At 60.0% G+C, this 20,416-nt stretch carries 19 protein-coding genes and 3 pseudogenes; 8 read left to right on the top strand and 14 right to left on the bottom strand.

Annotated elements, in window-relative coordinates; translation table 11 throughout:
- The first annotated feature begins 119 nt into the window (after positions 1-119).
- Both M1D34_RS30780 and M1D34_RS30775 read left to right on the top strand, forming a co-directional pair.
- Complete coding sequence (locus M1D34_RS30780; protein WP_498785103.1) at positions 120-3,599, top strand: chemotaxis protein CheB; 3,480 nt, start codon at positions 120-122, stop codon at positions 3,597-3,599.
- Positions 3,583-3,993, top strand: coding sequence for a response regulator (locus tag M1D34_RS30775; RefSeq protein ID WP_498785101.1), 411 nt, complete (start codon positions 3,583-3,585; stop codon positions 3,991-3,993). The genes M1D34_RS30780 and M1D34_RS30775 overlap by 17 nt, the downstream gene beginning before the upstream one ends.
- A 147-nt stretch (positions 3,994-4,140) precedes the next feature.
- Here M1D34_RS30775 and M1D34_RS30770 read toward each other — a convergent pair whose 3' ends face one another.
- Positions 4,141-4,536 (bottom strand): response regulator, encoded by a 396-nt coding sequence (locus M1D34_RS30770; RefSeq protein ID WP_498785099.1) that lies wholly within the window; start codon positions 4,534-4,536, stop codon positions 4,141-4,143.
- 655 nt (positions 4,537-5,191) lie between these two features.
- Here M1D34_RS30770 and M1D34_RS30765 point away from each other — a divergent pair.
- Positions 5,192-5,647, top strand: coding sequence for a VOC family protein (locus M1D34_RS30765; protein WP_498785097.1), 456 nt, complete (start codon positions 5,192-5,194; stop codon positions 5,645-5,647).
- Between the two features lie 166 nt (positions 5,648-5,813).
- Here the strand turns inward: M1D34_RS30765 and M1D34_RS30760 are convergent, their stop codons facing one another.
- Entirely contained in the window at positions 5,814-6,056 is a 243-nt protein-coding gene (locus tag M1D34_RS30760; protein ID WP_498785095.1) for a hypothetical protein, read from the bottom strand.
- A 104-nt stretch (positions 6,057-6,160) separates the two neighbouring features.
- On the opposite strand from M1D34_RS30760, the gene M1D34_RS30755 reads away from it, so the two are divergent.
- The gene (locus tag M1D34_RS30755) at positions 6,161-6,334 is read left to right on the top strand and encodes a DUF3606 domain-containing protein (protein WP_088203163.1); all 174 of its coding nucleotides are present in this window, start codon (positions 6,161-6,163) and stop codon (positions 6,332-6,334) included.
- Positions 6,335-6,841: 507 nt separating this feature from the next.
- On the opposite strand, the gene M1D34_RS30750 is transcribed toward M1D34_RS30755, so the two are convergent.
- Complete coding sequence (locus tag M1D34_RS30750; protein ID WP_498785093.1) at positions 6,842-6,970, bottom strand: hypothetical protein; 129 nt, start codon at positions 6,968-6,970, stop codon at positions 6,842-6,844.
- A 168-nt stretch (positions 6,971-7,138) separates the two neighbouring features.
- Here M1D34_RS30750 and ligD point away from each other — a divergent pair.
- Positions 7,139-8,032, top strand: a pseudogene (gene ligD, locus M1D34_RS30745) (non-homologous end-joining DNA ligase); the annotation flags it as partial.
- A 41-nt stretch (positions 8,033-8,073) separates the two neighbouring features.
- Here ligD and M1D34_RS30740 read toward each other — a convergent pair.
- The 5 genes and pseudogenes from M1D34_RS30740 to M1D34_RS30720 all read right to left on the bottom strand — a co-directional run.
- Positions 8,074-8,192: pseudogene (locus M1D34_RS30740) on the bottom strand (WGR domain-containing protein); the annotation flags it as partial.
- 225 nt (positions 8,193-8,417) lie between these two features.
- Positions 8,418-8,924 (bottom strand): helix-turn-helix transcriptional regulator, encoded by a 507-nt coding sequence (locus tag M1D34_RS30735; RefSeq protein ID WP_498785091.1) that lies wholly within the window; start codon positions 8,922-8,924, stop codon positions 8,418-8,420.
- 217 nt (positions 8,925-9,141) lie between these two features.
- Positions 9,142-9,534, bottom strand: coding sequence for a hypothetical protein (locus tag M1D34_RS30730; protein WP_498785090.1), 393 nt, complete (start codon positions 9,532-9,534; stop codon positions 9,142-9,144).
- A gap of 3 nt (positions 9,535-9,537) precedes the next feature.
- Entirely contained in the window at positions 9,538-9,975 is a 438-nt protein-coding gene (locus tag M1D34_RS30725) for a hypothetical protein (RefSeq protein WP_498785088.1), read from the bottom strand.
- On the bottom strand, positions 9,968-10,681 hold the full coding sequence (locus M1D34_RS30720; RefSeq protein ID WP_498786210.1) for a ParA family protein: 714 nt from the start codon (positions 10,679-10,681) through the stop codon (positions 9,968-9,970). Before M1D34_RS30720 ends, M1D34_RS30725 begins: the two co-directional genes overlap by 8 nt.
- Positions 10,682-11,307: 626 nt before the next feature.
- On the opposite strand from M1D34_RS30720, the gene M1D34_RS30715 reads away from it, so the two are divergent.
- From M1D34_RS30715 to M1D34_RS30705, 3 genes are read left to right on the top strand one after another with little or no spacing between them, the layout of a single operon-like run.
- On the top strand, positions 11,308-11,709 hold the full coding sequence (locus M1D34_RS30715; protein ID WP_498785086.1) for a plasmid mobilization protein: 402 nt from the start codon (positions 11,308-11,310) through the stop codon (positions 11,707-11,709).
- Positions 11,710-11,712: 3 nt separating this feature from the next.
- Positions 11,713-14,532, top strand: a complete 2,820-nt coding sequence (locus M1D34_RS30710; RefSeq protein WP_498785084.1) for a relaxase/mobilization nuclease domain-containing protein — start codon at positions 11,713-11,715, stop codon at positions 14,530-14,532.
- Between the two features lie 6 nt (positions 14,533-14,538).
- Positions 14,539-14,748, top strand: a complete 210-nt coding sequence (locus M1D34_RS30705) for a hypothetical protein (RefSeq protein ID WP_153349646.1) — start codon at positions 14,539-14,541, stop codon at positions 14,746-14,748.
- A 451-nt stretch (positions 14,749-15,199) separates the two neighbouring features.
- Here the strand turns inward: M1D34_RS30705 and M1D34_RS30700 are convergent, their stop codons facing one another.
- From M1D34_RS30700 to M1D34_RS30675, 6 genes and pseudogenes are all read right to left on the bottom strand, one after another.
- Entirely contained in the window at positions 15,200-15,670 is a 471-nt protein-coding gene (locus tag M1D34_RS30700) for a (R)-mandelonitrile lyase (protein WP_498785082.1), read from the bottom strand.
- Between the two features lie 36 nt (positions 15,671-15,706).
- Positions 15,707-16,501, bottom strand: coding sequence for a carboxymuconolactone decarboxylase family protein (locus M1D34_RS30695; RefSeq protein ID WP_498785080.1), 795 nt, complete (start codon positions 16,499-16,501; stop codon positions 15,707-15,709).
- Positions 16,502-16,696: 195 nt separating this feature from the next.
- The gene (locus tag M1D34_RS30690) at positions 16,697-17,443 is read right to left on the bottom strand and encodes an SDR family oxidoreductase (protein WP_498785078.1); all 747 of its coding nucleotides are present in this window, start codon (positions 17,441-17,443) and stop codon (positions 16,697-16,699) included.
- 85 nt (positions 17,444-17,528) lie between these two features.
- Positions 17,529-18,611, bottom strand: a complete 1,083-nt coding sequence (locus tag M1D34_RS30685; RefSeq protein WP_498785076.1) for an alpha/beta hydrolase — start codon at positions 18,609-18,611, stop codon at positions 17,529-17,531.
- Between the two features lie 31 nt (positions 18,612-18,642).
- Positions 18,643-19,107 (bottom strand): cyclophilin-like fold protein, encoded by a 465-nt coding sequence (locus tag M1D34_RS30680; RefSeq protein WP_498785074.1) that lies wholly within the window; start codon positions 19,105-19,107, stop codon positions 18,643-18,645.
- Positions 19,104-20,290: pseudogene (locus tag M1D34_RS30675) on the bottom strand (MFS transporter). The gene M1D34_RS30680 and the pseudogene M1D34_RS30675 overlap by 4 nt, the downstream one beginning before the upstream one ends.
- Between the last annotated feature and the right edge of the window lie 126 nt (positions 20,291-20,416).

Genomic DNA, 20,416 nt, shown 5'->3' with positions numbered 1-20,416 from the left:
GGAACGTGCCGGGAACGTGGAATGGGCTACCTCCGGCCTTGAAGATTGCCGATATTCCTCACAGGCGCAGCAGCCGCCGCGCAGGCGGCGCGTTCCTGTGAGATTCCGGGAGGTTAAGCATGGATCGAGAATTGGATCCTCCGATTGTGGCAATCGGAGCTTCTGCGGGCGGCGTCCAGGCTCTTCAGACCTTCTTCGATCTTTTGCCCAACGACACCGACGCGGCCTTCGTGGTCATCGTCCATCTCGATCCGCATGCCAGAAGCGAGCTTGCCAACATTCTTGCGGCCCGGACGCCTATGCCCGTCATCCAGGTCGAGGACCAAGCGCGCCTTGAACGAAACCACGTTTACGTCATTGCGCCGAACCGCCGGCTCAAGATCGCCGACGGGATCATAGACGCGCTTCCGTTTGAGGAGCCGCGTTCGAGCCGCGCGCCGATCGATCTGTTTTTCCGGTCGCTCGCGGAAGAACATGGAAGCGAATTCGCGGTCATACTCACCGGCGCCGGGGCGGACGGGGCGCTTGGCGTCAGGGCCATAAAGGAGGCGGGCGGGATCGTGCTCGTCCAGGATCCGGACGAGGCGGAATATGCCTCCATGCCCCGCAACGCGATTGCCACGGACATGGCGGATTTCGTGCTGCCCGTGCGCGAACTTCCCCGGCGCCTGGCCGACCTGATTGCCAGCCGTGACCGACTGTCTTCGCATCTCGATGAGGCTGGAGACGAAGATCTGGTCGGGCGGATTCTGTCGCATGTGCGCGCCCGAACCGGACATGATTTCTCCCAGTACAAGCGCGCGACCATTCTGCGGCGTATCGGCCGGCGAGCGCAGGTCGCCAGGAAGGAGAGGCTCGCAGACTATTTCGACTACCTGCGCGAGAATGCCGAGGAGGCGCAGGCTCTTTTCAGCGACTTCCTGATTTCCGTCACCACGTTCTTTCGCGATCCTTCGGCGTTCGAGTCTCTGGCCGAGAACGTCATCCCGCAGCTGTTCGACGGCAAGGAAGCCGCCGACAGCATCAGGGTCTGGGTTCCGGGCTGCGCCACCGGCGAGGAAACATACACGATCGCCATGCTTCTGCTCGAGGAGTCCTCGCGCCGCGACCTTTCGCCGGAAATTCAAGTATTCGGCTCCGATCTCGACCTTCAGGCACTGAGCATGGCCCGCGAGGGGCGATACCCATCGACGATCGAAGGCGATCTCTCGGAGGAGCGGCTGCGCCGGTTCTTCCAGCGCGAGGGCGATCACTATCGCGTTCGTCGCGAGTTGCGCGACGTCGTTTTGTTCGCAAGCCACAGCCTGCTTAGGGACCCGCCCTTCTCCCACCTCGATATGATCTCCTGCCGGAACCTGCTGATCTATCTCGACCGCCAGCTGCAGCAACAGGCGTGCAGTACGTTTCACTACGCGCTCAAACCCGGCGGCTTCCTTTTGCTCGGATCGTCTGAAAGCGCCGACTATCCGGGCCTCTTCCGCACTGTGAACCGCGAGGCGCGCATCTACAGGGCCGTAGCAGGCGGTGATCGGCGTCTGGTGCCGCCGGTATTGCTGGGCCCACACAAGACGGAGAGGATATCGACGATCATCCGACCGGCGCCGGCGGGCCACATCAGCGATGCGGCCGTGCACCGTCAGATGCTTGAGAAGATTGCCCCCCCAAGCATGCTGGTGGATGAAAGCCATCACGCAATTCACCTCTCCGAAAATGCCGGGCGGTATCTCCGGCCCTCGGGCGGTCCCGTCACGACCGATGCGACGGACCTCGTGCGCGAGGAGTTCCGGTTCGATCTGAGGGCGGCGCTGCATCGCGCCTTCGAGCGGAATGAACCAACCTTGAGCATGCCGATACTTGCCGAGCTCGATGCGCAGCCGCATCGCGTTTACCTGCAGGTAAAGCCTGTCGTTCAGGCGGACGAACGCACGCGCCACGCTCTGGTGCTATTCATCGAAGGCGAGGTCATCGACAAGACGGGGGAGGTGGTCCTCGAGACGCTCGACGGTCGTCCGTCCATCGACCAGCTTATTCGCCAGCTCCAGGAAGAACTGCAGCTCGCGCAAAGCCGGCTTCGCCTGACGAGACAGGAGTCCGAGGCGGCCAGTGAGGACCTGCGCGCCGCCAACGAAGAATTGCAGTCGATGAACGAGGAATACCGTTCGACGGCAGAGGAACTGGAGACGAGCAAGGAAGAACTCCAGTCGATCAACGAGGAGCTGCAAACGGTCAACAATGAGTTGAAGCTGAAGCTGGAAAGCGTTTCTCGCGCCCATAGCGACCTTCAAAACCTGATGGCGGCAACCGACATCGCGACACTTTTTCTTGATCCGTCCCTGCGCATCAAGCGTTTCACACCACGGTTGACGGATATCTTCAACGTCACGCCGAACGACGAAGGCCGGCCGATCACCGATTTCACGCATCACCTCGAATATGCGGGACTTGCTGACGACGCACGCTCGGTTCTGAAGCAGCTCACGCCGATCGAACACGAGGTGAAAGGCCGCAATGACGGCTGGTACTTGGTGAGAATGCGCCCCTACCGCACGATCGAAGACAAGATCGACGGCGTCGTCGTCACATTCGTCGACATCAGCGAGCGGCGCCATGCCGAAGAAGCGGCGAAGGAGAGCGGACGGCGCCTTGAACAGGAAATGCGGCTCGTCGAGCTGTCGCGCTCGCCCATGTTCGTATGGGACTTCGACGATGGCATAATGCAGTGGAACCGCGGCAGCGAGGAGCTCTACGGCTATTCGCGTGAGGAAGCGCTCGGAAGGCGCAAGGAAGAACTGCTCAAGACGGCCGTTCCCGGCTCGTCCTTCGACAAGCTCCGGCGAAAGCTCGCAGAAAAAGGCCGTTGGAGCGGCGAACTGAACCATACCACGAAGGACGGGCGGGTGCTGACGGTAGAAAGCCAAATCGAGCTCGTGCCGATCGGCGAGCGCCGCCTTGTGCTTGAAAGCACCCGCGATATCACCGACCGCAAGCGCTGGGAGCGGCGCGGGCAGCTCTTGCTGAACGAGCTCAGCCATCGCGTAAAGAACACGCTCGCTGTCGTCCAGTCGCTGGCACGCCAGACGCTCCGCACAACGCGATCGAGCGAGGACTTCGTCGAGCGCTTTGAAGGGCGCCTCGCAGCACTTGCGAGCGCGCACAAGCTGCTTGTCGACTCCGAATGGAGCGGCGCCGAGCTCGACGCACTCGCGCGCGGGCAGCTCGATGCCTATGCGGGCGGTGATCGGCGCCGGCTGCTGATCGAGGGCGAACCAGTGATGTTGCCGCCGGACCTGGCTACGCCGTTCGGTCTCGTGCTCCACGAGCTCGCGACCAACGCCGCCAAATATGGGGCGTTTTCCACCGACAACGGACAAGTCAAACTCAGTTGGAAACTCGGGAACAACGGCCGAACTCTTGGGGTTATCTGGCAAGAACGCGGTGGCCCGCCGGTCGAGCCGCCGAGCGAGCAGGGTTTCGGCGGCGTTCTGATCGAGAAGAGCTTGCCAGGATCTACGGTCCGTCGCGATTTTCAACCGGATGGCGTCGTCTGCACGGTCGACATCGAGCTTCCGGAGATCCCGCCAGATGGCGCGGAAAAATGACGACGGCAGGCCTCTTGAGGGCGTCAGAGTTCTGGTAGTCGAGGACGAGATTTGGATCGCTCTCGACCTGGAGGCAGCACTTCTCGATGGTGGAGCTCAGGTGGTGGGACCCTGCGCCACCCTTGAGACCGCATTGGTGGCGGCGAAAAATGAAGCGTTTGCGCTCGCGGTGCTCGACATTCGCCTGGGCACGGCAACCACCGAGGGGGTCATCGATCTCCTCAACGAGCGGGGCATTCCATTCTTCTTCTATAGCGGCCAAACGCTACCCGACGACATGCGAAAGAAAAGCAACGGCGCCGTCGTCATCGTAAAGCCCGCCACGCAGCAGGATATTGTTGGGACGGCCGCAGGAGTGCTTACGGCCTCGGACCTGCCGCCTTCGCCGGCGTAAGATTCCAATGACGGCACTTGGCTTCGGCGGAGATTGTCTTCGGATACAGCGCAGCCGCTACAATAGCAGGTCGCATATGGTAGGCGCGAAGGAGACAGAGACACGAGGACAGAGGCGGGAGCCTCCCCCGTGAGGGTAGCCCCCAAATTATTCCAAAGCTGCAGCTCCCGCCGTCCTGTCATTTAGCAACTGCGAAATTGCAACGATTAATTGTGACACGACGAAAGGTTTTTCAATCATGATGCTCTTAGGAACGCCTTGAGACGCCCAATCGGGAGCACTGTCCCCGCTGATGTAGACCACCGCCATCTCCGGGTCGACCTCCCTTGCAATCCGGGCGACATCCCAACCGCTCGGGGATTCAGCGAAGCGGATGTCCGTCACTATTCCAGCGATGGAGGGTTCTGCGGCTTTCGAATGCTCGATTGCCTTCTTGCCGCTCGTCACCGCCAGAACCACGAACCCGGCCTCTTTAAGGGCGTCTTCGAAGTCCAACAGCAGGAGAGTCTCGTCCTCCGCGAGCAATATGGTGACCGATTCCAATGCATGTCCCCCGAGATATGGTTCCCGTGAACGCGCAGTTCGGCAAACGGTTCCCTCAAATGTGACTGGATTCGGCGCTTGCTCAGGTTTCCTGGTCAGACCAGACCGAAGTTCGCGCCGCAGCATCATGGAAGTGCAACAGGATACATCTCGCCTTCCCTCCCCGTGTACCCTCGCGTCGGGCCGTTTCTCGCAAACACGCACGGCTGTCCGGCCGGACCGAAACAGCCGAAGAGACGCACCTTTGCGGGTCTCCCATTGGCGCCGATATGGTCGAATTCGTATCTCGGGGAACGGCCCCACCCTGCGTGAGCGAGTGAGTCTCCGCAGCCACTGACTGCATCTCTCGCCTGAGTTTTGCTCTGGGCTGTGGTTGTTTGACGAGAATTTCCCGAGAGTGGTCGTCCTGGTCGCATTACCCAGACGCGGGAGTTTGTATCCCGCGTACACCCTTATCCCAGCCTACATGGTCATAGAGGAAAGGTTCGCATTCAGGTGTGTGTGGCATGGCGCCCAGACGTGGTCGGTTGAGTTGACGACGACTAGGAAAGGGCCGACACCACCGGTGGCGCTCCCAGCCATTCGCCCATCGCAGTAGTGGAGAGTCGGTCCCGTAACAGTTTCGTTTCGATGTTCGGAAAGGTAAAGTGACGGCATGAAGGTTTGTGCGCTCGATCATAAAGTGCTCTGCGTCAACGACGTTCGCGCCACTCGCCGCTTCTATGAACGTGTACTGAACATGGAGTCGCGGGAGGAACGGCCAGGCAAGTGGTCACTGCATTTCGGGGCCCAAAAGATCAGTCTTCAGGACGCTGTTGCATTCCCGAGCATTGCCCACTGCAGCTCTATTTGTGTCAGCCATGTTCGGCACTCGGCATGCCAACTGGGCGGGGCACTGCTTGGGTTTGTGCTCGTTCGTTGTATTAAGCGGAATACAGCAACTCCTTGGAGTAAGACTTCAGTCCTATTCCAAGCACGCCGTACTCCCTTATTTCACTGGCATGTCCAAGAGAGTATCGACGATAATTATCCTGTTGCTGGTTCTCGTCATGCTCCTGATGGCGATCTACGGCATTGTTGGGATTCAACGGATAATCTGACCAGATCCTAGCAGCAAGAAAAGCAGCGCTCCGGCAGATGCGATTAGGAGCGCTGCAGTTGTCCGACATGTGCGATTGTCCGCTAGTCAAAATTCAGAGGGAGAAAACAACCTTCCTCAAATGGGAACGCCTCTCAAACACCGTGTTGGCTGCAATTTTCCGGAATAATGCCCTTTTTCACGCCGGCTCCGGTAATGGCTGCTGGGGAAGGGGACTGTCGTCTCCACCGCCATCATGCTCATCCGGCCACCATCCTTTCCAATCGTCTCCCAACGCTTCCTTCGCCTGGCGGCCGTCCAGACGGGCGATGAGCATCTTCACCAGCTCGTGCTCAGAAATGCCACTCGCCGGTGGCAAGTACGCCGCAATGTCCTTCTGGCAATCCCAAATCAGCTGTTTCATTTTGAGCGCGTCGGCCATGATCTGTCTCCTCGGGCCGTCAACCACCTAACCCTGCGTGAGGTTCCCGCCCTTGTCGTCAGCCGGTCGCCTCCTATCCTTCATGTTTGATGATGGAGGAAAGCATGGCAGACAATCCAAAGAAGAAAGGCCGCGACCGCGAGCTCGTTTCCGAACAGGAGCACGAGGTCGCCTATTTAATGAAAACGGCGAAGGTGTCGCGGCAGAGGGCGCTGGAAGCGATCCGCGAAGCCGGGCCGAACCGAGAGAAGGTGATGGCGTATCTGGGCAAGAAGTAGCGCCGGTGCGATGGCTTTCATTTCCGGGGTTTTCCTATGAAGATCGTGTTGCCGTCTCGGTTCTCGCACTTCTTACATCGCATTCTCGGCACCAACTGAAGGATGCTCTGCCTTTTGCCGAAGCGCGCGGCCAGAGCGCTTCGATTTAGTCGATCGATGCGGCCGCAGCTCCGGCACTTGGCACAGGACGTCGCACCATTCGGGAAGGTTCGCGAAAGTAATCTCCTCAGGGGCACCGGCTGGGGCCGCATCACCAGCCGGCTCCTTCGAGAGAGGGGCGGCTCTCCCGATGGCATATCATATGTGAGCCTGCAACGATCGCGCTGGATGTTGCCGCTCTTGGGGCAACCGAGCGCCTTGGAGAATTCGGAGAGCAGCCCCGGCATGCTCCGGTCACCGATGCGATCGAAAAGCTGTCGTGCGTCGTATTGCCTCTTTACCCCGCACTCGCATTTGATCCGGATCTTTGTCCAGGCCAGAAACTCTGAAAGCCACCAGGCTCCGTCTCTAGGCATGCTTCAGCTTCCACTCTGGCTGATGCTCTGCGCAGAACCACTGAGACTCCTCTTTCCCTGAGGCAAAGCCGAGGCTGCCCCACCTTTTGCAGCCGGGATGCTCGCACCAGTGCTCATACATCACGGTCTCCAATGAAAGAACTCAAGGGGCAAAACGCTTGTTCTGCGCGGCTTTCCCTGGGTTCGATTGCGTTTTGACCGGCACTTCTGCCGACCGGGTAAATCTTCTCCGTTCGCAGGACGGGCTTTTCCATCCTGTGGTGCTGAACCATTCTCCAATTCGTGACCGCTCGTCAACAAGCCGCCGAAGGGGCCAGACTGGGCCTACGAGGTAAAATGGGACGGTTACCGGATCGCCGTGCACATCGAGCCCGGCCGGGTGAGGGTGCTCACGCGCGGCGGCTATGACTGGACCGAGCGCTTTCCGACGATCGTTGACGACGCGCGGCGCTTGGCCGTGAAAACGGCCATCCTCGACGGGGAGGCGGTCGTTCTCGACGATAAGGGCCGGTCGGACTTCGGCATGCTCCAGCGGGCGTTTGGCCGGTTACCGTCGGCGGTCGAAGCCGGCGCCATCGTCTTCTATGCCTTCGACCTGCCCTATCTCGACGGTCGCGACCTTCGCCGGCTGCCTCTGGGCGAACGCCGGCGGCTGCTGGAGCCTCTTGTTGCCGGCCGCGAGGGTGCAATCCGCCTATCGGAAGAAGTCCAGGCCGACGGCGACGAATTCTTCCGCGTCGCCTGCGCGCACGGTCTCGAAGGCATCATCGCCAAGCACATCGAAAAGCCGTATCGGTCTGGCCGCGGTGAATGGTGGCAGAAGATCACCTGCAAGCGCCGGGATAGCTTCGTGATCGTCGGCTTCGAGCCTTCGACGGTGCCTGGTCATCTCGGTCGGCTGCTGCTCGCAGCGCGAAAGGATGGCGAGCTCGTCTATGTCGGCGGCTGTGGTACCGGCTGGTCACATGAGCTTTCGCGAGAACTGCGCAACCTGCTCGAGGGAATGGCGACGAAAACGGCGGCCGTACCGCTGAGGAGGAAAGGCGCTGTCTTCACCGAGCCGGTGCTCATTGCAGAAGTTGAATATCGCGCCTGGACCGACGATGGAAAGCTGCGGCATGCCTCGTTCAAGGGGATCAGGGAGCTGGAGGATGTTGTGGAGATTTATTCTCTGGAACGTTAGTGGTGAATACGCTCCTGGCCGCGAGTGCCGATGCCACCTCAGCGACGGACCAGCGCGGAGCCGCCGGGGAGATCCGGTTCGAGTGACATGACGTGAAGCATGTCATGTTTCTAGTGGTGTCGATTCGCTGAACATACAGGCGGGACCAGTGCTGGGTCATGCCTTCAAGATTCATGGCTTCAAGGGGTCCAACAGACTCGAATAGAGAGTTCTGCCCCACTCCCGTTTTCCACTCCGCCCAAAAGGGGCGGAGCGAAGCAGGCGGACGCCTGAACGCGCTTTCACATCGCGCCGAAGAGAGGGCCGGAGCCTGTGGTAAACGGGAGTGGGGCGGCTGCCGCTTTCACCGCCTCCCGCCTTGACTTGAAGAGGAGGATTGCGCCGCTTAGCTGCGTTCGCTCGTGCTGGTGGCGACAGCGTCGGCCGCGGGTTCGCCTGGGGTCATGCGTCTCAGAAGCCGGATCAGATCGCGCATGGTGTCAGGCGGCAATCGTTCGATAAGCCTCATCAGTGTCATGCGATCCTCTGCTTCTTCCGGCGTCTTGCCCCACAAGTGCGGCGCTGCGTCAGAGATCATATCGAGGGGCATAAAGCCCATGATCTCACAGAGATGAATCAGCCGCGGGATCGACATCCGAGCCTCTGAGCCCCGCTCGTACCTCCCGTAAACAGATACGGACAGCCCTAGCAAATGCGCTAAATCGGCGCGGGAAATACCCTTGGCTTCGCGCGTTTTCTTGAGCCAGGCCGAAATCTTTTCGTCCATCTCCTTTGCGGTAAGGGTGCCGTCGAAACCCGGCTGGCGGAAGACCGGCCTGTCAAATTCCGGATCGGCTACTTCAACCAAACCTCGTGCGCTCATCAAGCCGACTGCGTCCGTCACCGACCTCATCCTTTTTCTGTGTACCGCCCTCAAGCGCCCACTATGCACCACATTGAAGTATTTGGGAGCACGCCCTCCGAAGAATCACAGCAATTTTCCCTAATTTTTTTGGGGAAATCGCGGTCGCGAGCTCATTGAGGCGATGGATCAAAATGCTTCAGCATACGCCAGAGCATTCGGGCAATAAACTTGGCGCTTAGAATGGCGAAGCAGCCGTGAGAAGCCATTACCGGTTCTTCGCGGCTATCATCTTCCAGTCGCCGCCGTTGGCCTGAAAAACCGCCTCGATCCGAGTGTCGCCGGAGATCCACCTGAGCTGCGCGGAGAGCTCGCAAGCGATCTCCGCGTCTGCAATTCGAATGCAGCGGTTGACGATCACTTTGGAGCCGTTGCCATGCTTATTCAGATCCCATTTGGATAGAGCGAATAGCTGGGCCTTGGCCTGTTCGTCTGTCGGCCACGTAGCCTTTTCGGGTACGGCTCTCGCAATATTCACATGAGGCAAATTGCCTTCTGAAAAGTTCCCCATTCCGACCGTCGGTCGGCCGAGATGGGGAGCAACATACACGCCGAGGACGCAGCCAACAGCCACTCCAAGCAGGAAGCCGCGGCCTAACATCGATCAATAGCCGTTATCTTTGAGGAATTGATCGATCGCGGCCTTCATGATGACCGTCATCTTCACGTCGTTCTCAATGGCGGCCTTTTGCAGCCGCATCTTCGTGTCGTAATCCAGCGGGCAGTTGACGTAGTGCTTGGATTCCCGATCGCGCGCCCTCTTCAGGTCGCGCAAGCGAACTCTCGAATCCTCTCGCTGCAATGCTCTCGTGGTGGCCCGTTCGCGCCGAGCTTCTTGTGTCGGGGCGATCAGACCATGAGCGGGCTGACCAATCTCAGTGCCGAGCGGTACAGGCTCCTGAGGCTGATCTGCATTCCTGCTTTCTGTCGACGGCTCAGCCGGATTCGTTGCTGAACCCGACGGTGTCGCAGCATGCTCAAGTGCGCGGCTGCGACGCGGCGCGACTGCAAAGTCAGAAACGGTCGTTTGACCCTTAGCCATTCGCTGCTACCTCATTCTCCCCCGCCAAAATCGCTTCGATGTCCCGGACCAGGCTCAACACTTCCGCTCTCGCTTTTTTTACCGATTCTGTGAGCTCGAGTATTTGCACGGTGCCATAGCCGTTGCGAATTTCGCGATAGCAGTTTCGCTCCATTAGCTCGGTCTTGAGGAGATAGGAGTCGTAGCCTCCTTCCTGCAGGTTCTGCACGAACGGCCTGATCAAGCGGTAGGCTTCTAGCAGTTTCGCCGGCATGGTGATCCTGGTGACGAAGTTGGCATGGGGGATTAACCGCCCCACCTTGTCGGAAATATCGGCCGTGTCGGCCGCGGCCTGTCCTGCCGCCTTGATCTCGTCCTGGTTCGGCTGGATCGGCGTCAGCACAATATCGGAGCCGGCGATGATCGTGTCCCTTAGAACCGTGTCCTGGCCGGGCGAGTCCATCAAAACGACGTCGAACTTGTTCGCCTCGTTCTCCAGGAGCTGCTGGACGGTGGTCTGGCGCGCGGCGGTTATGAGCTCGATGTTGGCAGGCAGATTGTCCTTTGCCTCACAGCGCTTCCACCATTCCTGCAGATTTTGGCGGCCGTCTGCATCGATGAGAAGCACACGCTTCCCCTGAAGCGCATACTCCCCGGCGATCAAGATTGCCGCTGTTGTCTTCCCAGCCCCACCTTTGCCGCTCACGGCGGAAATAAATAGTGGCAAGCGTCGCAACTCCTTTGCTGATCCGAAGTCATTCCGGCAGTTCGTCGTGGACTTGCACGGAGTTTCCGCGTCCCACGTGCACACGATGCGAACAATTGCCCGTACGTTGTGGAATCATTGCACCACCGCCCCGTGTAGTCAATCGAGTCAACTAAACCACGGCTATAGGATGTGAACAATTCCCCCCACGATGTGAAACCATTTCCGCAATCGCCCCATCAACACATGATGTGGAATGATCGTGCTGCTAACTCGTGTGAAATATCGACACGACATTGGTATGTGACCGCTGGCTGCTTTTCGACGGCGTTTCGGTGCGGCGTCCACCTGAACGCTCTCCTCGATCAGTGAACCCCGGAGCCGCGTAAGGCCGGTTTTGACGCTCGCTCGGAAGCGGCAAGGGCGAAGAGCGGAGCGTCCCTTGCGGCTGAGTACGAGGGGCAGACAAGGCCTTCAAAAGCGGATTTCGGAGGTGAACCCTGGGGGCAGCTCGAGGTTGTTTGGTTGAACTCCCCTTACAATTTGGAGAGGCAGGATACGGAAAAATGTGCTACGCCATTTTCCTGCAATCGAGGGACGAGCCCTCGATCATCTGACGCAAGCGCCAGTAGGGGGCCAACGGCCAAATGGATGACGGGAAATTCAACGCTCTTCTCGAGCCAGCGAAGAAAGATCGCACTGTGCATGTCCGCGTCACGGGTGACGAACATGCGGCGATCGAGAAGGCCGCTGAGGATGCCGACATGACGGTATCCAGCTTTTTCCGGTCGCTGCTTCTGGAGGGGGCAGGGGTTCGGCCGATGTTGACCGGCGATGACCGCCTGGTCATGGCGGCTCTGCTCGAAGACATGCGGATGATCGGGATCAACCTGAACCAGGTTGCGAGGGCGCTCAACAGCGGCCGTGGTGTCCACCCAAGCGAATTGGACATCAACCTGGAGAACGTGCAGCGGGTTCAAGTGGCCGTGATGAGCGAGCTGCGTGCTCTGACGCGGCGAGCTGGTTATCAGCGTCGAGGGGAGATGTAGCCTTTGGAAGTCTTCTTCGGCGCATTCACCAGCGAATGGGAGCAGCGGCGCGCGGCCCTGCTGCACGAAATGTCGTCTGGCGGGCGAGGCGCTTCGGCAGAAGAAGAGATGCGAAAGCGCCTGAAGCAGTTGGTTCAACTCGGCGCTACAGGTGGCGGCGGAGGCTCAAGCGGGGCACCCGGCGGACGTGGCTCGGCATCGAAGGGCAGGGCGGCTCCTCCAGCGCAGGCGAAGTCAGCGACGGCAGCAAACCGGCCGATGGAGACACGGCTTGCAGCCGTCGCAAAGGGAAGCCAGCCGGCGGTCGTCAAAATGGCGTCTTATGGCGGCGGTGCTCGGGTCGGTGCGATGCTGAATTATGTGTCCCGTGGCGGCGAGCTGAAGGTGGAGAATGAATGCGGCAGGATCCTCGAGGGGCGGGAGGATTTGGCGCGCATCCGTGGCGATTGGGACCACCTTTTTCAAAACCGCGTAGAAAGCCGCGACATTGGGAGTTTTTCCGTCGAAATCGCAGCGTCCGGCTTTGCATTGGACGAGGCATTGCACGAGCAGGTGAGAAGCACCCTGACGAGCGGATTTGGCGACCGGCGCTTTGCCTATGCGATCGCGAAAAATGGCGGCGGCTCCGTGACCGTTCAAGGGCTTGTCGTCTTGCGAAGCGGGCAGGGGGAGCGGCTAACGGGCGACGTGAAGGCGGCCGGCATCATCCAGGCGAGATACGACGCCAGCGCGGCCGCGGGCGAGGCTGCGGCGAAGTTCTCCTTTCATGGCTACGGAAATGGCGTCGAGTTCGGCGCCAGCCGCTTGCGCGGGCTGGTCGATCGGCATGACGACGTTCGCGACGATCGCGGCCAGTCGATAGCGAATGAGAAGGTCGCGGGCGATCTGGTGCAGAAGGAATGGCGCGGCGAGCTCCACAGCCGCAAGAGCCGCGACGTGATGCACGTCATCATGTCGGCTCGGGCCGGAACCGATGTTGCCGCATTCGAAGCCGCGGTGCGCGACTTCCTGGCGCATCAGTTTGCTGGGCATCGGTATGTCTTCGCCATGCACGATCCGGCCAGCGATCCAAAAGAGGCGGGGGAGGGGGGAAAGCGTCCGCATGTGCATGCCCATGCGATCGTGGCGATGAAATCGGATTCCGGTGATCGCATCGAGACGACGCCTGCCGTGTTTCGCGAATGGCGATCCGTCATGGCAGAGAAGGCGCGGGAGCACGGCATTGAGATGGAAATGACCGACCGGCGCGAGTTTGCCACCCCGCCGGCATTCACGCGCACCCAGGTCCGGCCGGTGAACCGCGAAGGCCGCACCGAGCATGTCGGGACGAGCGAGGCTGCGCAGGCGCGATACGACGCCAAGCGTAGCGTCCGACGCACGGTCGCGAAGAGCGATCGGAGCCGGCAGTACATCATAAAGGCACAGGAATCGTGGCAGAAGGTCGCTCTGGCGGGTGATGATCGTCAGACCGTGGCCTATGCCACGCAGCTTCAAAAGTATTTAGAATCAAGCGTTTCGACAACGCAGACGGAAACGAGCGGCACTGTCATACGGGCGGATTTTGGATCGAACTTCCGCATCAATTTGGCTACATTGCGGGAGATGGTTTTGGAGGGTCAGGAATTGCGCGAAATGTCACGAGCAGAGTTTGAGACCTACGAGAAGAAGGTAGAAACGGCCTTGTTCAAGTTGGAGCGGTCGGTCTCGGCAGACGACCGAGCGGACTTTGTCGAGGTAGCCGGCCTGGCCCGAGATTTCGTCAATCAGAAGCGTGAGCTGGTGGACCTTTACGAGCAGCGCAAAGAGGCATTGGCGGAGCAAGGTGTTGAATCGCTTCGCAGTGAGCCGCGTGATCCGGCCAACGACGAGTGGGACGCTGCGGTCGCCAAACACGGCGGGGCTGTTGTCGAGGCCGGCAACGAGGCCATGATCGAGATCGAGCACTACCGAGAGGGACTTGACCGGATCGAGGCTGGCGAGTTTTCGGCCGACCGCAACGATGGGATGCAAGCCGGCCTTCAGCAGGCGATGGAAAGGGCCGCGCAGTTGGCTGTCGAAGGAAACGGCTACCTCAGAGACGTTGCCGAGCAGGACCAGGATTTGCGACAGGCCATCGATCGCGCGGGAAAACAAGCCGAAGTTGACGGACAGGATGACGGGCGCGCAGACGTCATTAAGGTGGTGCGGACGGTCATAGCCGAGCGGATCGACAGCCTGAATGCGCGTTTGAGCGATATTGCAGAGGACAGCTATGCGACCCGAAAAGAGCTATCTGCCGAACGGCAATTCCTCGCGGACATGAATGGGCAACTCGACGAGCTTGGACCGGGGGATGTTCTCGACCTCTTGCGGACGGAAACCGACTACGGCTATGATGAAGAGGAAGCCGCATCCGCTCGGGAGAGTGGCGTCGATTACGTTCCGTCGCTCGAGAGGGATCGGCAAGAGCACGAAAGCCACATCGACAGTGTTGCTCCGCAGTTGGAGCAACTGAGAGCTCATGGCGTCACGATCGACACGGACTTTAAGATTGCAGCGCCGTCGTCTCAAAGGGATTTCGACGCCTATATGAACGAGCTGGCGAAAGAGTTTGCGGAAGCAGAGCCCGACCTTGACGACACGCGCGAAGCTCACGAATTGGCGACCGCAGTCGATGCTACAAATCGCCTAGAAGATCGTCTAAATAAGGATAAGGAGGCCGCTCAGCGCAGCGGAGAAACGACACGGACAGACCCCGCCCAACAGCATATTCCTCGTCTGGAGGAGCTGGAGCGCGAACAGATGCAACAGAGGGAACGCGACCGCGACGACCGGGACCGTTAAGAGGCAATGCGAGATCACCGTCACGAATACATCTACGACAGTACCGATCCCAAGGCCAATGAAGGGCTCGGAACCGTCATGGGCGCGCTTATCGTTTTTGTTGGTTTCCTTGCCGTTTTGCAAGTCGCACTGGATACAGTTTCCGCCTGGTATCGTGACACGATGGTTTGGCTAAACGACACAGCAAGCTATCTTGCCGGCTTCTGGCCCTTCTAAAGCTCACTTGCCGATCTTATCGCCTGGAGCTGACTGCTTTGGGTGGTGACCGGTCGTCTGCTGCGGTTAGCCCGAATGGCCGAGACGCGGACTTTTCGGACGCTTGGGGACACCACCGCGAACGTCGTGAGTGGGGCCGACAAGAGACAGTCTGCTTCCAGCCGGGCGAACGAAGAAGCGGACATGCCAACATTCACGTGCAGGAAGCTGAGGCACTGAGGAAGGGGCTGGCGCCCTAGGATGCGGTGCGAGCCGCTGGCTCCAGCGCATTTTCGACCCCGACGCTGAGATATCTCACGGTGCCTCCGTTCACGGGCGACCATAGAAAGACAGAGGCACGGCCCCGACGGGTGCGAGACCGTGGTCTGTCGTCGTATGCTAAGCCAGTTCCACAGCCTGCAGCAACGATCGTTCAACTTCCGGATCATCAATGCGAGTGGGCCGGCGCTACCTATTCAAGATACTGCTCGTCAGAAACGAATTCCATCCACTCAGCGTTCTTGCCGTCCTGGATGTAGGTGATGGCGTAGTGACTCATGGCGTTCTGCGCGGTCGCACCATGCCAGTGCTTGACACCTGCCGGAATCCAGATGGTCTCGCCCTGAAGGATCTCCTGACGCGCCTGGCCTTCCTGTTGCACCCACCCTTTACCTGCTGTGACAATCAGCATCTGACCAAGCGGGTGGCTATGCCACGCTGTACGAGCACCGGGTGCGAACGTAACAAGTCCGGATGACGCCGGCGTCGACAGTGAGGTGGGCAGAAGCATATCGACGACGACGTGGCCTGTGAAGTTCTTCGGATCCGCGAGGACAGACGCCGCGGCGCCGACGGGGCTGACGGTAATGCTTTCGGATCTAGCTGCAGGCGCGTCGGCTAATGCCATGGCGGAAAGGGTAGCAGCGATGAGGGTCTTCTTCATAATACGGGTCCTTCTTGTTCGATACACTTGGTTCGGCTACTGCTGGCGCTTTTTCACGACGTCGGCGACGACAGGCCCTGCCGAGAAGGCATTCGGCCAACCGGCGTAGAAGGCGATCTGGGTGACAACCTCGCCCGCCTGCTCGGGAGTGAGCCCGTTGTCGAGCGCCCTGTTGAGGTGGCCTGCGAGCTGGGCCACCTGGCCGTTGGCCATTAGGGACGTGATGGTTACGAGACTGCGGTCACGTGGCGAGAGATCCGGTCGCAGCCAGACATCCTTGAACAGCGGATCCGTCGTGAAGTCCGCTAGCCCAGGCGACGCATCGCCCAGCAGGCCTTCGACCGCCTTTTGACGTGCAGCCTCACCCTCCTGGTTGAGCGGCATGAGATCCGGAGAAACTTCAGGCAACTGATCTGCGTCTATGTTCCGCTCGGCGAAGATGTCATGGGCGACAGCCACCGCCGACGTCGCGTTCGTCCAACCCGCATAGAATGCGAGATGAGTGATGATCTCGGAGAGTTCCTTGGGTGTCACGCCGTTGTTGAGCGCAAGGTTCATGTAAAGTGGAAGATCGGCGGTCTGACTGCGGGCCACGAGGATTGCGACGGTGACGACGCTGCGGTCGCGTACGGATAGCTGCGGACGGGCCCACAGGCCTTCGACGACGTTTTCCTTCTCGTATCGCCCGAGAGCGGGGGAAACGCTGCGGATCTCGTCCGAAGACACGCTTGTCGATCTGGTCATGGTCGAACTCTGCTGGGAGAAGGCGGGTGAAGATGCGATGGTCGCAAGAGTGAGGGTGGCGGCTGCCAGAAGTTTCACGGTCGTCATCCTTTCGATGGTCTACCAACCACCATGAGATAGGAGCGAGGAAACGCAGGATTAGAACGCCGTTTCTGATAGGGTCTATCCGATCTCGACATCAAACGCCGGCGACACTGCAAATACGAAGACGGCCGAGGGGCTGTCCCTTCGGCCGTCTTCGGTCAAGTCCGAGAACCGCCGCCGAGCGGTCTAAAATGCTGGTTACAGTTCCTGCGCCGACGGACGGAACAGGATCTCGTTCACGGCGACGTCCTCTGGTTCGTTGATCGCGAAGGCGACCATCCTGGCGAACGTGTCGGCTGGAACGCCGACCTGACCTACATAATCCTGATTCGCCTGCTGCACGTCCTTCTCGCTGATGTGGTCCAGCAGCTCCGTCTTGACGGCTCCAGGCGAGATAATCGTCGTGCGGATGTTGTAAGGCGCCATCTCCTGCCGCAGCCCCTCCGACAATGCCCTGACTGCGAACTTGGTCGCAGAGTATACGGCGGAGCCGCCGAAGAGTTTGTGGCCGGCCACGGAGGACAGATTGATGATGTGGCCCGAACGCTGCTCCTTCATATAGGGGAGCGCTGCAGCGATGCCGTACAGAACGCCTTTGACGTTAACGTCGATCATCTGGTCCCATTCGTCCACCTTCAGCCGATCCATGGGCGAGAGGGGCATGACGCCCGCGTTGTTGATGAGCACGTCGACCCGTTCGTAGGTCTCAACGGCCGTGTCGATCAACTTCCGCAGGTCCTCTTGCCTCGTCACGTCGGTGACCACGGCAGTGGCCTTGTGGCCGGCTTCATTAAGTTCGGCGGCTAGTGCGTCGATCCGATCGGAGCGGCGCGCTCCAAGGACTACGTTGGCGCCCTTGGCTGCGAGATAACGGGCGGCTGCGGCACCCATGCCGCTCGAGGCGCCCGTGATGACGATAGTCTTGCCAGCGATATTGTCTGTCATTTCGTGTCTCCCTGATGAGAAAGAGACGGCCTTGTGACCAGAAGGTCACCTCGCCGCCTAGAATTACCTCGACCGGCGAGTCAGCTTATGCCAGATGCTGGCCGAAGAACTCGGCCATCCGGTCGAAGGGGATCTTGTCCATGCGGTCGTAAAGGTCGGTATGGTTTGCGTCCGGAATGATCATCAGTTCCTTCGGCTCCGCGGCGGCTGCGAAGGCGGTTTCACTGAAGTAGCGCGAGTGAGCCTTCTCGCCGTGGATGAGCAGCACCGGACGCGGCGAGATCTCCGCGATGTAGGTCAGGATCGGCATGTTCATGAACGAGATTGGCGTCGTCTGCGACCAGGCGTTCCGGGAATTGACCGCCCGCTTGTGGTAGCCGCGCGGCGTGGCATAGTAGTCGTGATAATCGATCATGAACTGAGGGGAGTCCGCGTTGACTTCGGCGTTGTACGCCGGCTGATAAGCGGGTGTACCCTTCTCGGCATCGACCCATCGCTGACGGCTCAACTGCTCCAAGGTCTTGGTGCGCTGTTCCAGCGTGACTGTGTCGTTGTAGCCCTTGGACATGACGCGGGTCATGTCGTACATGGTGCTGGCGACAACCGCCTTCACACGCTTGTCCGAAGCAACGGCGTTGAGCGCCATGCCACCCCAGCCGCAGACGCCGATCACGCCGATCCGTTCGAGGTTGACTTCCGGCCGCAGACCAATGAAGTCCACCGCGGCACTGAAGTCCTCGGTGTTGATGTCCGGCGAGGCGATGTTGCGCGGTTCGCCGCCACTCTCTCCGGTATATGATGGGTCGAAGGCCAGCGTCGCGAATCCACGTTCTGCCATAGTCTGCGCATAAAGCCCCGACGACTGTTCCTTCACCGCGCCGAACGGCCCGCTGACGACGATGGCGGCCAGCGTGCCGTTGCCCCGATCGTTGGGAAGGTAGAGATCTCCCGCCAGGGTGATGCCATACCGGTTCTTGAAGGAGACCTTTTGATGGTCGACCTTGTCGCTCTTGGGGAAAGTCTTGTCCCATTCCGTGGTCTGAGCCAGGGCCTGGGTCGCCGCAGCCGCCGGGATCAGGCCCATGGCTGCGACGGCGACGCCGGTCGCCTTCATCAGACCACGCCTGCTTGAATTGAAGCCGTCCTGCGTCTCAATGCGCTTGCTCATTTGGGAGTCTCCTGTTTGACTGGGTTGAGTTTCACTGGATGCGCTCGATGCGCAGCGGGAATTCCCCAGGGACGTGAAGCGCTTCGTAGCCGTCGTCGAAGCGACCAAGCCGGACGAGGCCCGGATGCTTGTAGTCGGCATAGAACATCGCGAGATTTCCCCAGGGCATGTAGTAGCAGAGGTCGTATGGCCGCTCGTTCGAGAAGGGACCGCTCCCTTCGACCGTCAGCTTCCGAGGCAGGTACGCGATCTTTTCGTTCGATCCGAAGTCCTCGACCTTGAGATCAAGTGGCAGCATGGAGGCGAAGTCACGGGCTGACGGATTGTCGTAGAGCGTCGCCGTCATCGCGTGGTCGCCAAAGGTAAGCTTTATCTTCACGTCAGTCGGCTCCTGGTTGTTGGGGTCGGTCTGAGTCACGCCTAGTCCTGGCAGTGCAAGAACAGCAGCTCCTGCTAGAAGGGTTCGGCGCTTCATGCGGTGTCGCGGATCGCTCATGAGGCTTTCCTGACGGTGTGCCAGGCGGCAATTGACGTCAGAGCCGAGCCGACGAGAAGGGTCGCGCTCAGCGCAAAGGCGGACCACCAGCCCACGGCGTCGAAGAGGAGGCCGCCGATCGATGCTCCCGCCGTGATTGCGAGCTGGATGACAGCGACCTGCAGCCCTCCTCCCGCCTCGGCGTCATCGGCGAGGTATCGGCTGAGCCAGGTTCCCCAGCCGACAGGAGCCGCCGTACCGAAGAAGCCCCAGCCCACGAGTGCGGCGAACACGGGAATCTCCCTCTCTCCGAACGCGATCAGGAACAAGGCGAGACCTGCCATCACCAGGGGTATGACAACAAGGATGCTGAACAGACGCTGCCTCAGAAGTTACCGATCACCCAGGTGCCAACCGCCCCGGCGAGGCCCATCACGAGCAGGCTGAGCGAAAGCGTCTGGATGTCGAGATCGGTTACCTGCTCCAGGAAAGGACGCAGATAGGTGAAGAGCGCGAACTGTCCCATGAACAGGAGCAGGATTGCCATCATCCCGGCGATGACCGGGGGACGCCGGAGCAACCTGAACACGTTCGGCGAAGAGTGGCCGGCCCGCACAGGCAGCGAGGGAAGGCTGATAAACTGCCAGAGGATCGCAAGTAGGCTAATTGGAACCACGAGGAAGAACGCTCCTCTCCAGCCGATGTAGGCGCCCAGGAGGCTGCCGGCTGGAGCCGAAATGGTCGCTGCGATCGCATTGCCTGCGTTGAGCAGGGCCAGCGCTGCAGGCACCTGGCTTTCTGATACAAGCCGCATGACGATCGCCGTCGACATCGACCAGAAGCCTCCGATCGAGACGCCGAGCAGCGCGCGGCCGATCATGAGGACGGGATAGGTTGGCGCAAACGTCACGATAATGCCGGAGAGCGTCAGGAGAGCGGTCAGTCCGAGAACGACGATCCTTCGGTCGAGCCGACGGGTGAGCGTGGCGATGAAGAGGCTTGTGATGACTGCGAAGACGCCGGAGATCGAAATCGCCTGTCCCGCCTGCCCCTCGGAGATGCTGAGGCCCGACGCGATCGGTGTCAAAAGACTGACCGGCATGAACTCGGAGGCGATCAGAACAAAGACGCACAGCGTCATGGAGAATACTGCTCCCCAAGCGGCTTTCTGGCTCTCGATGCCATCTTCGAAGGTTATGCTCATGTCATGGATCCTTGCGTGCTCGCGTTTCGCGTCATGCAGGAGAAAGATATTGCCGGGGGACTTTGCGAACAATCCGTGCTAATCCGCATGGAGTTATCGATACTGAACATTAATAGGAGCTTGGAC

The organism is Ensifer sp. D2-11 (assembly GCF_054161295.1).
The sequence above is the reverse complement of the archived record's forward strand: the minus strand, read 5'-3'. Positions and strand labels throughout refer to the sequence as shown.

Bases quoted from the DNA above. Each gene is read 5' to 3' on its own strand.
- M1D34_RS30780 (WP_498785103.1), top strand. From the start codon at position 120: ATGGATCGAGAATTGGATCCTCCGATTGTGGCAATCGGAGCTTCTGCG.
- M1D34_RS30775 (WP_498785101.1), top strand. From the start codon at position 3,583: ATGGCGCGGAAAAATGACGACGGCAGGCCTCTTGAGGGCGTCAGAGTT.
- M1D34_RS30765 (WP_498785097.1), top strand. From the start codon at position 5,192: ATGAAGGTTTGTGCGCTCGATCATAAAGTGCTCTGCGTCAACGACGTT.
- M1D34_RS30760 (WP_498785095.1), bottom strand. From the start codon at position 6,056: ATGGCCGACGCGCTCAAAATGAAACAGCTGATTTGGGATTGCCAGAAG.
- M1D34_RS30755 (WP_088203163.1), top strand. From the start codon at position 6,161: ATGGCAGACAATCCAAAGAAGAAAGGCCGCGACCGCGAGCTCGTTTCC.
- M1D34_RS30750 (WP_498785093.1), bottom strand. From the start codon at position 6,970: ATGTATGAGCACTGGTGCGAGCATCCCGGCTGCAAAAGGTGGGGCAGC.
- M1D34_RS30735 (WP_498785091.1), bottom strand. From the start codon at position 8,924: ATGAGGTCGGTGACGGACGCAGTCGGCTTGATGAGCGCACGAGGTTTG.
- M1D34_RS30730 (WP_498785090.1), bottom strand. From the start codon at position 9,534: ATGTTAGGCCGCGGCTTCCTGCTTGGAGTGGCTGTTGGCTGCGTCCTC.
- M1D34_RS30725 (WP_498785088.1), bottom strand. From the start codon at position 9,975: ATGGCTAAGGGTCAAACGACCGTTTCTGACTTTGCAGTCGCGCCGCGT.
- M1D34_RS30715 (WP_498785086.1), top strand. From the start codon at position 11,308: ATGGATGACGGGAAATTCAACGCTCTTCTCGAGCCAGCGAAGAAAGAT.
- M1D34_RS30705 (WP_153349646.1), top strand. From the start codon at position 14,539: ATGCGAGATCACCGTCACGAATACATCTACGACAGTACCGATCCCAAG.
- M1D34_RS30700 (WP_498785082.1), bottom strand. From the start codon at position 15,670: ATGAAGAAGACCCTCATCGCTGCTACCCTTTCCGCCATGGCATTAGCC.
- M1D34_RS30695 (WP_498785080.1), bottom strand. From the start codon at position 16,501: ATGACGACCGTGAAACTTCTGGCAGCCGCCACCCTCACTCTTGCGACC.
- M1D34_RS30690 (WP_498785078.1), bottom strand. From the start codon at position 17,443: ATGACAGACAATATCGCTGGCAAGACTATCGTCATCACGGGCGCCTCG.
- M1D34_RS30685 (WP_498785076.1), bottom strand. From the start codon at position 18,611: ATGAGCAAGCGCATTGAGACGCAGGACGGCTTCAATTCAAGCAGGCGT.
- M1D34_RS30680 (WP_498785074.1), bottom strand. From the start codon at position 19,107: ATGAGCGATCCGCGACACCGCATGAAGCGCCGAACCCTTCTAGCAGGA.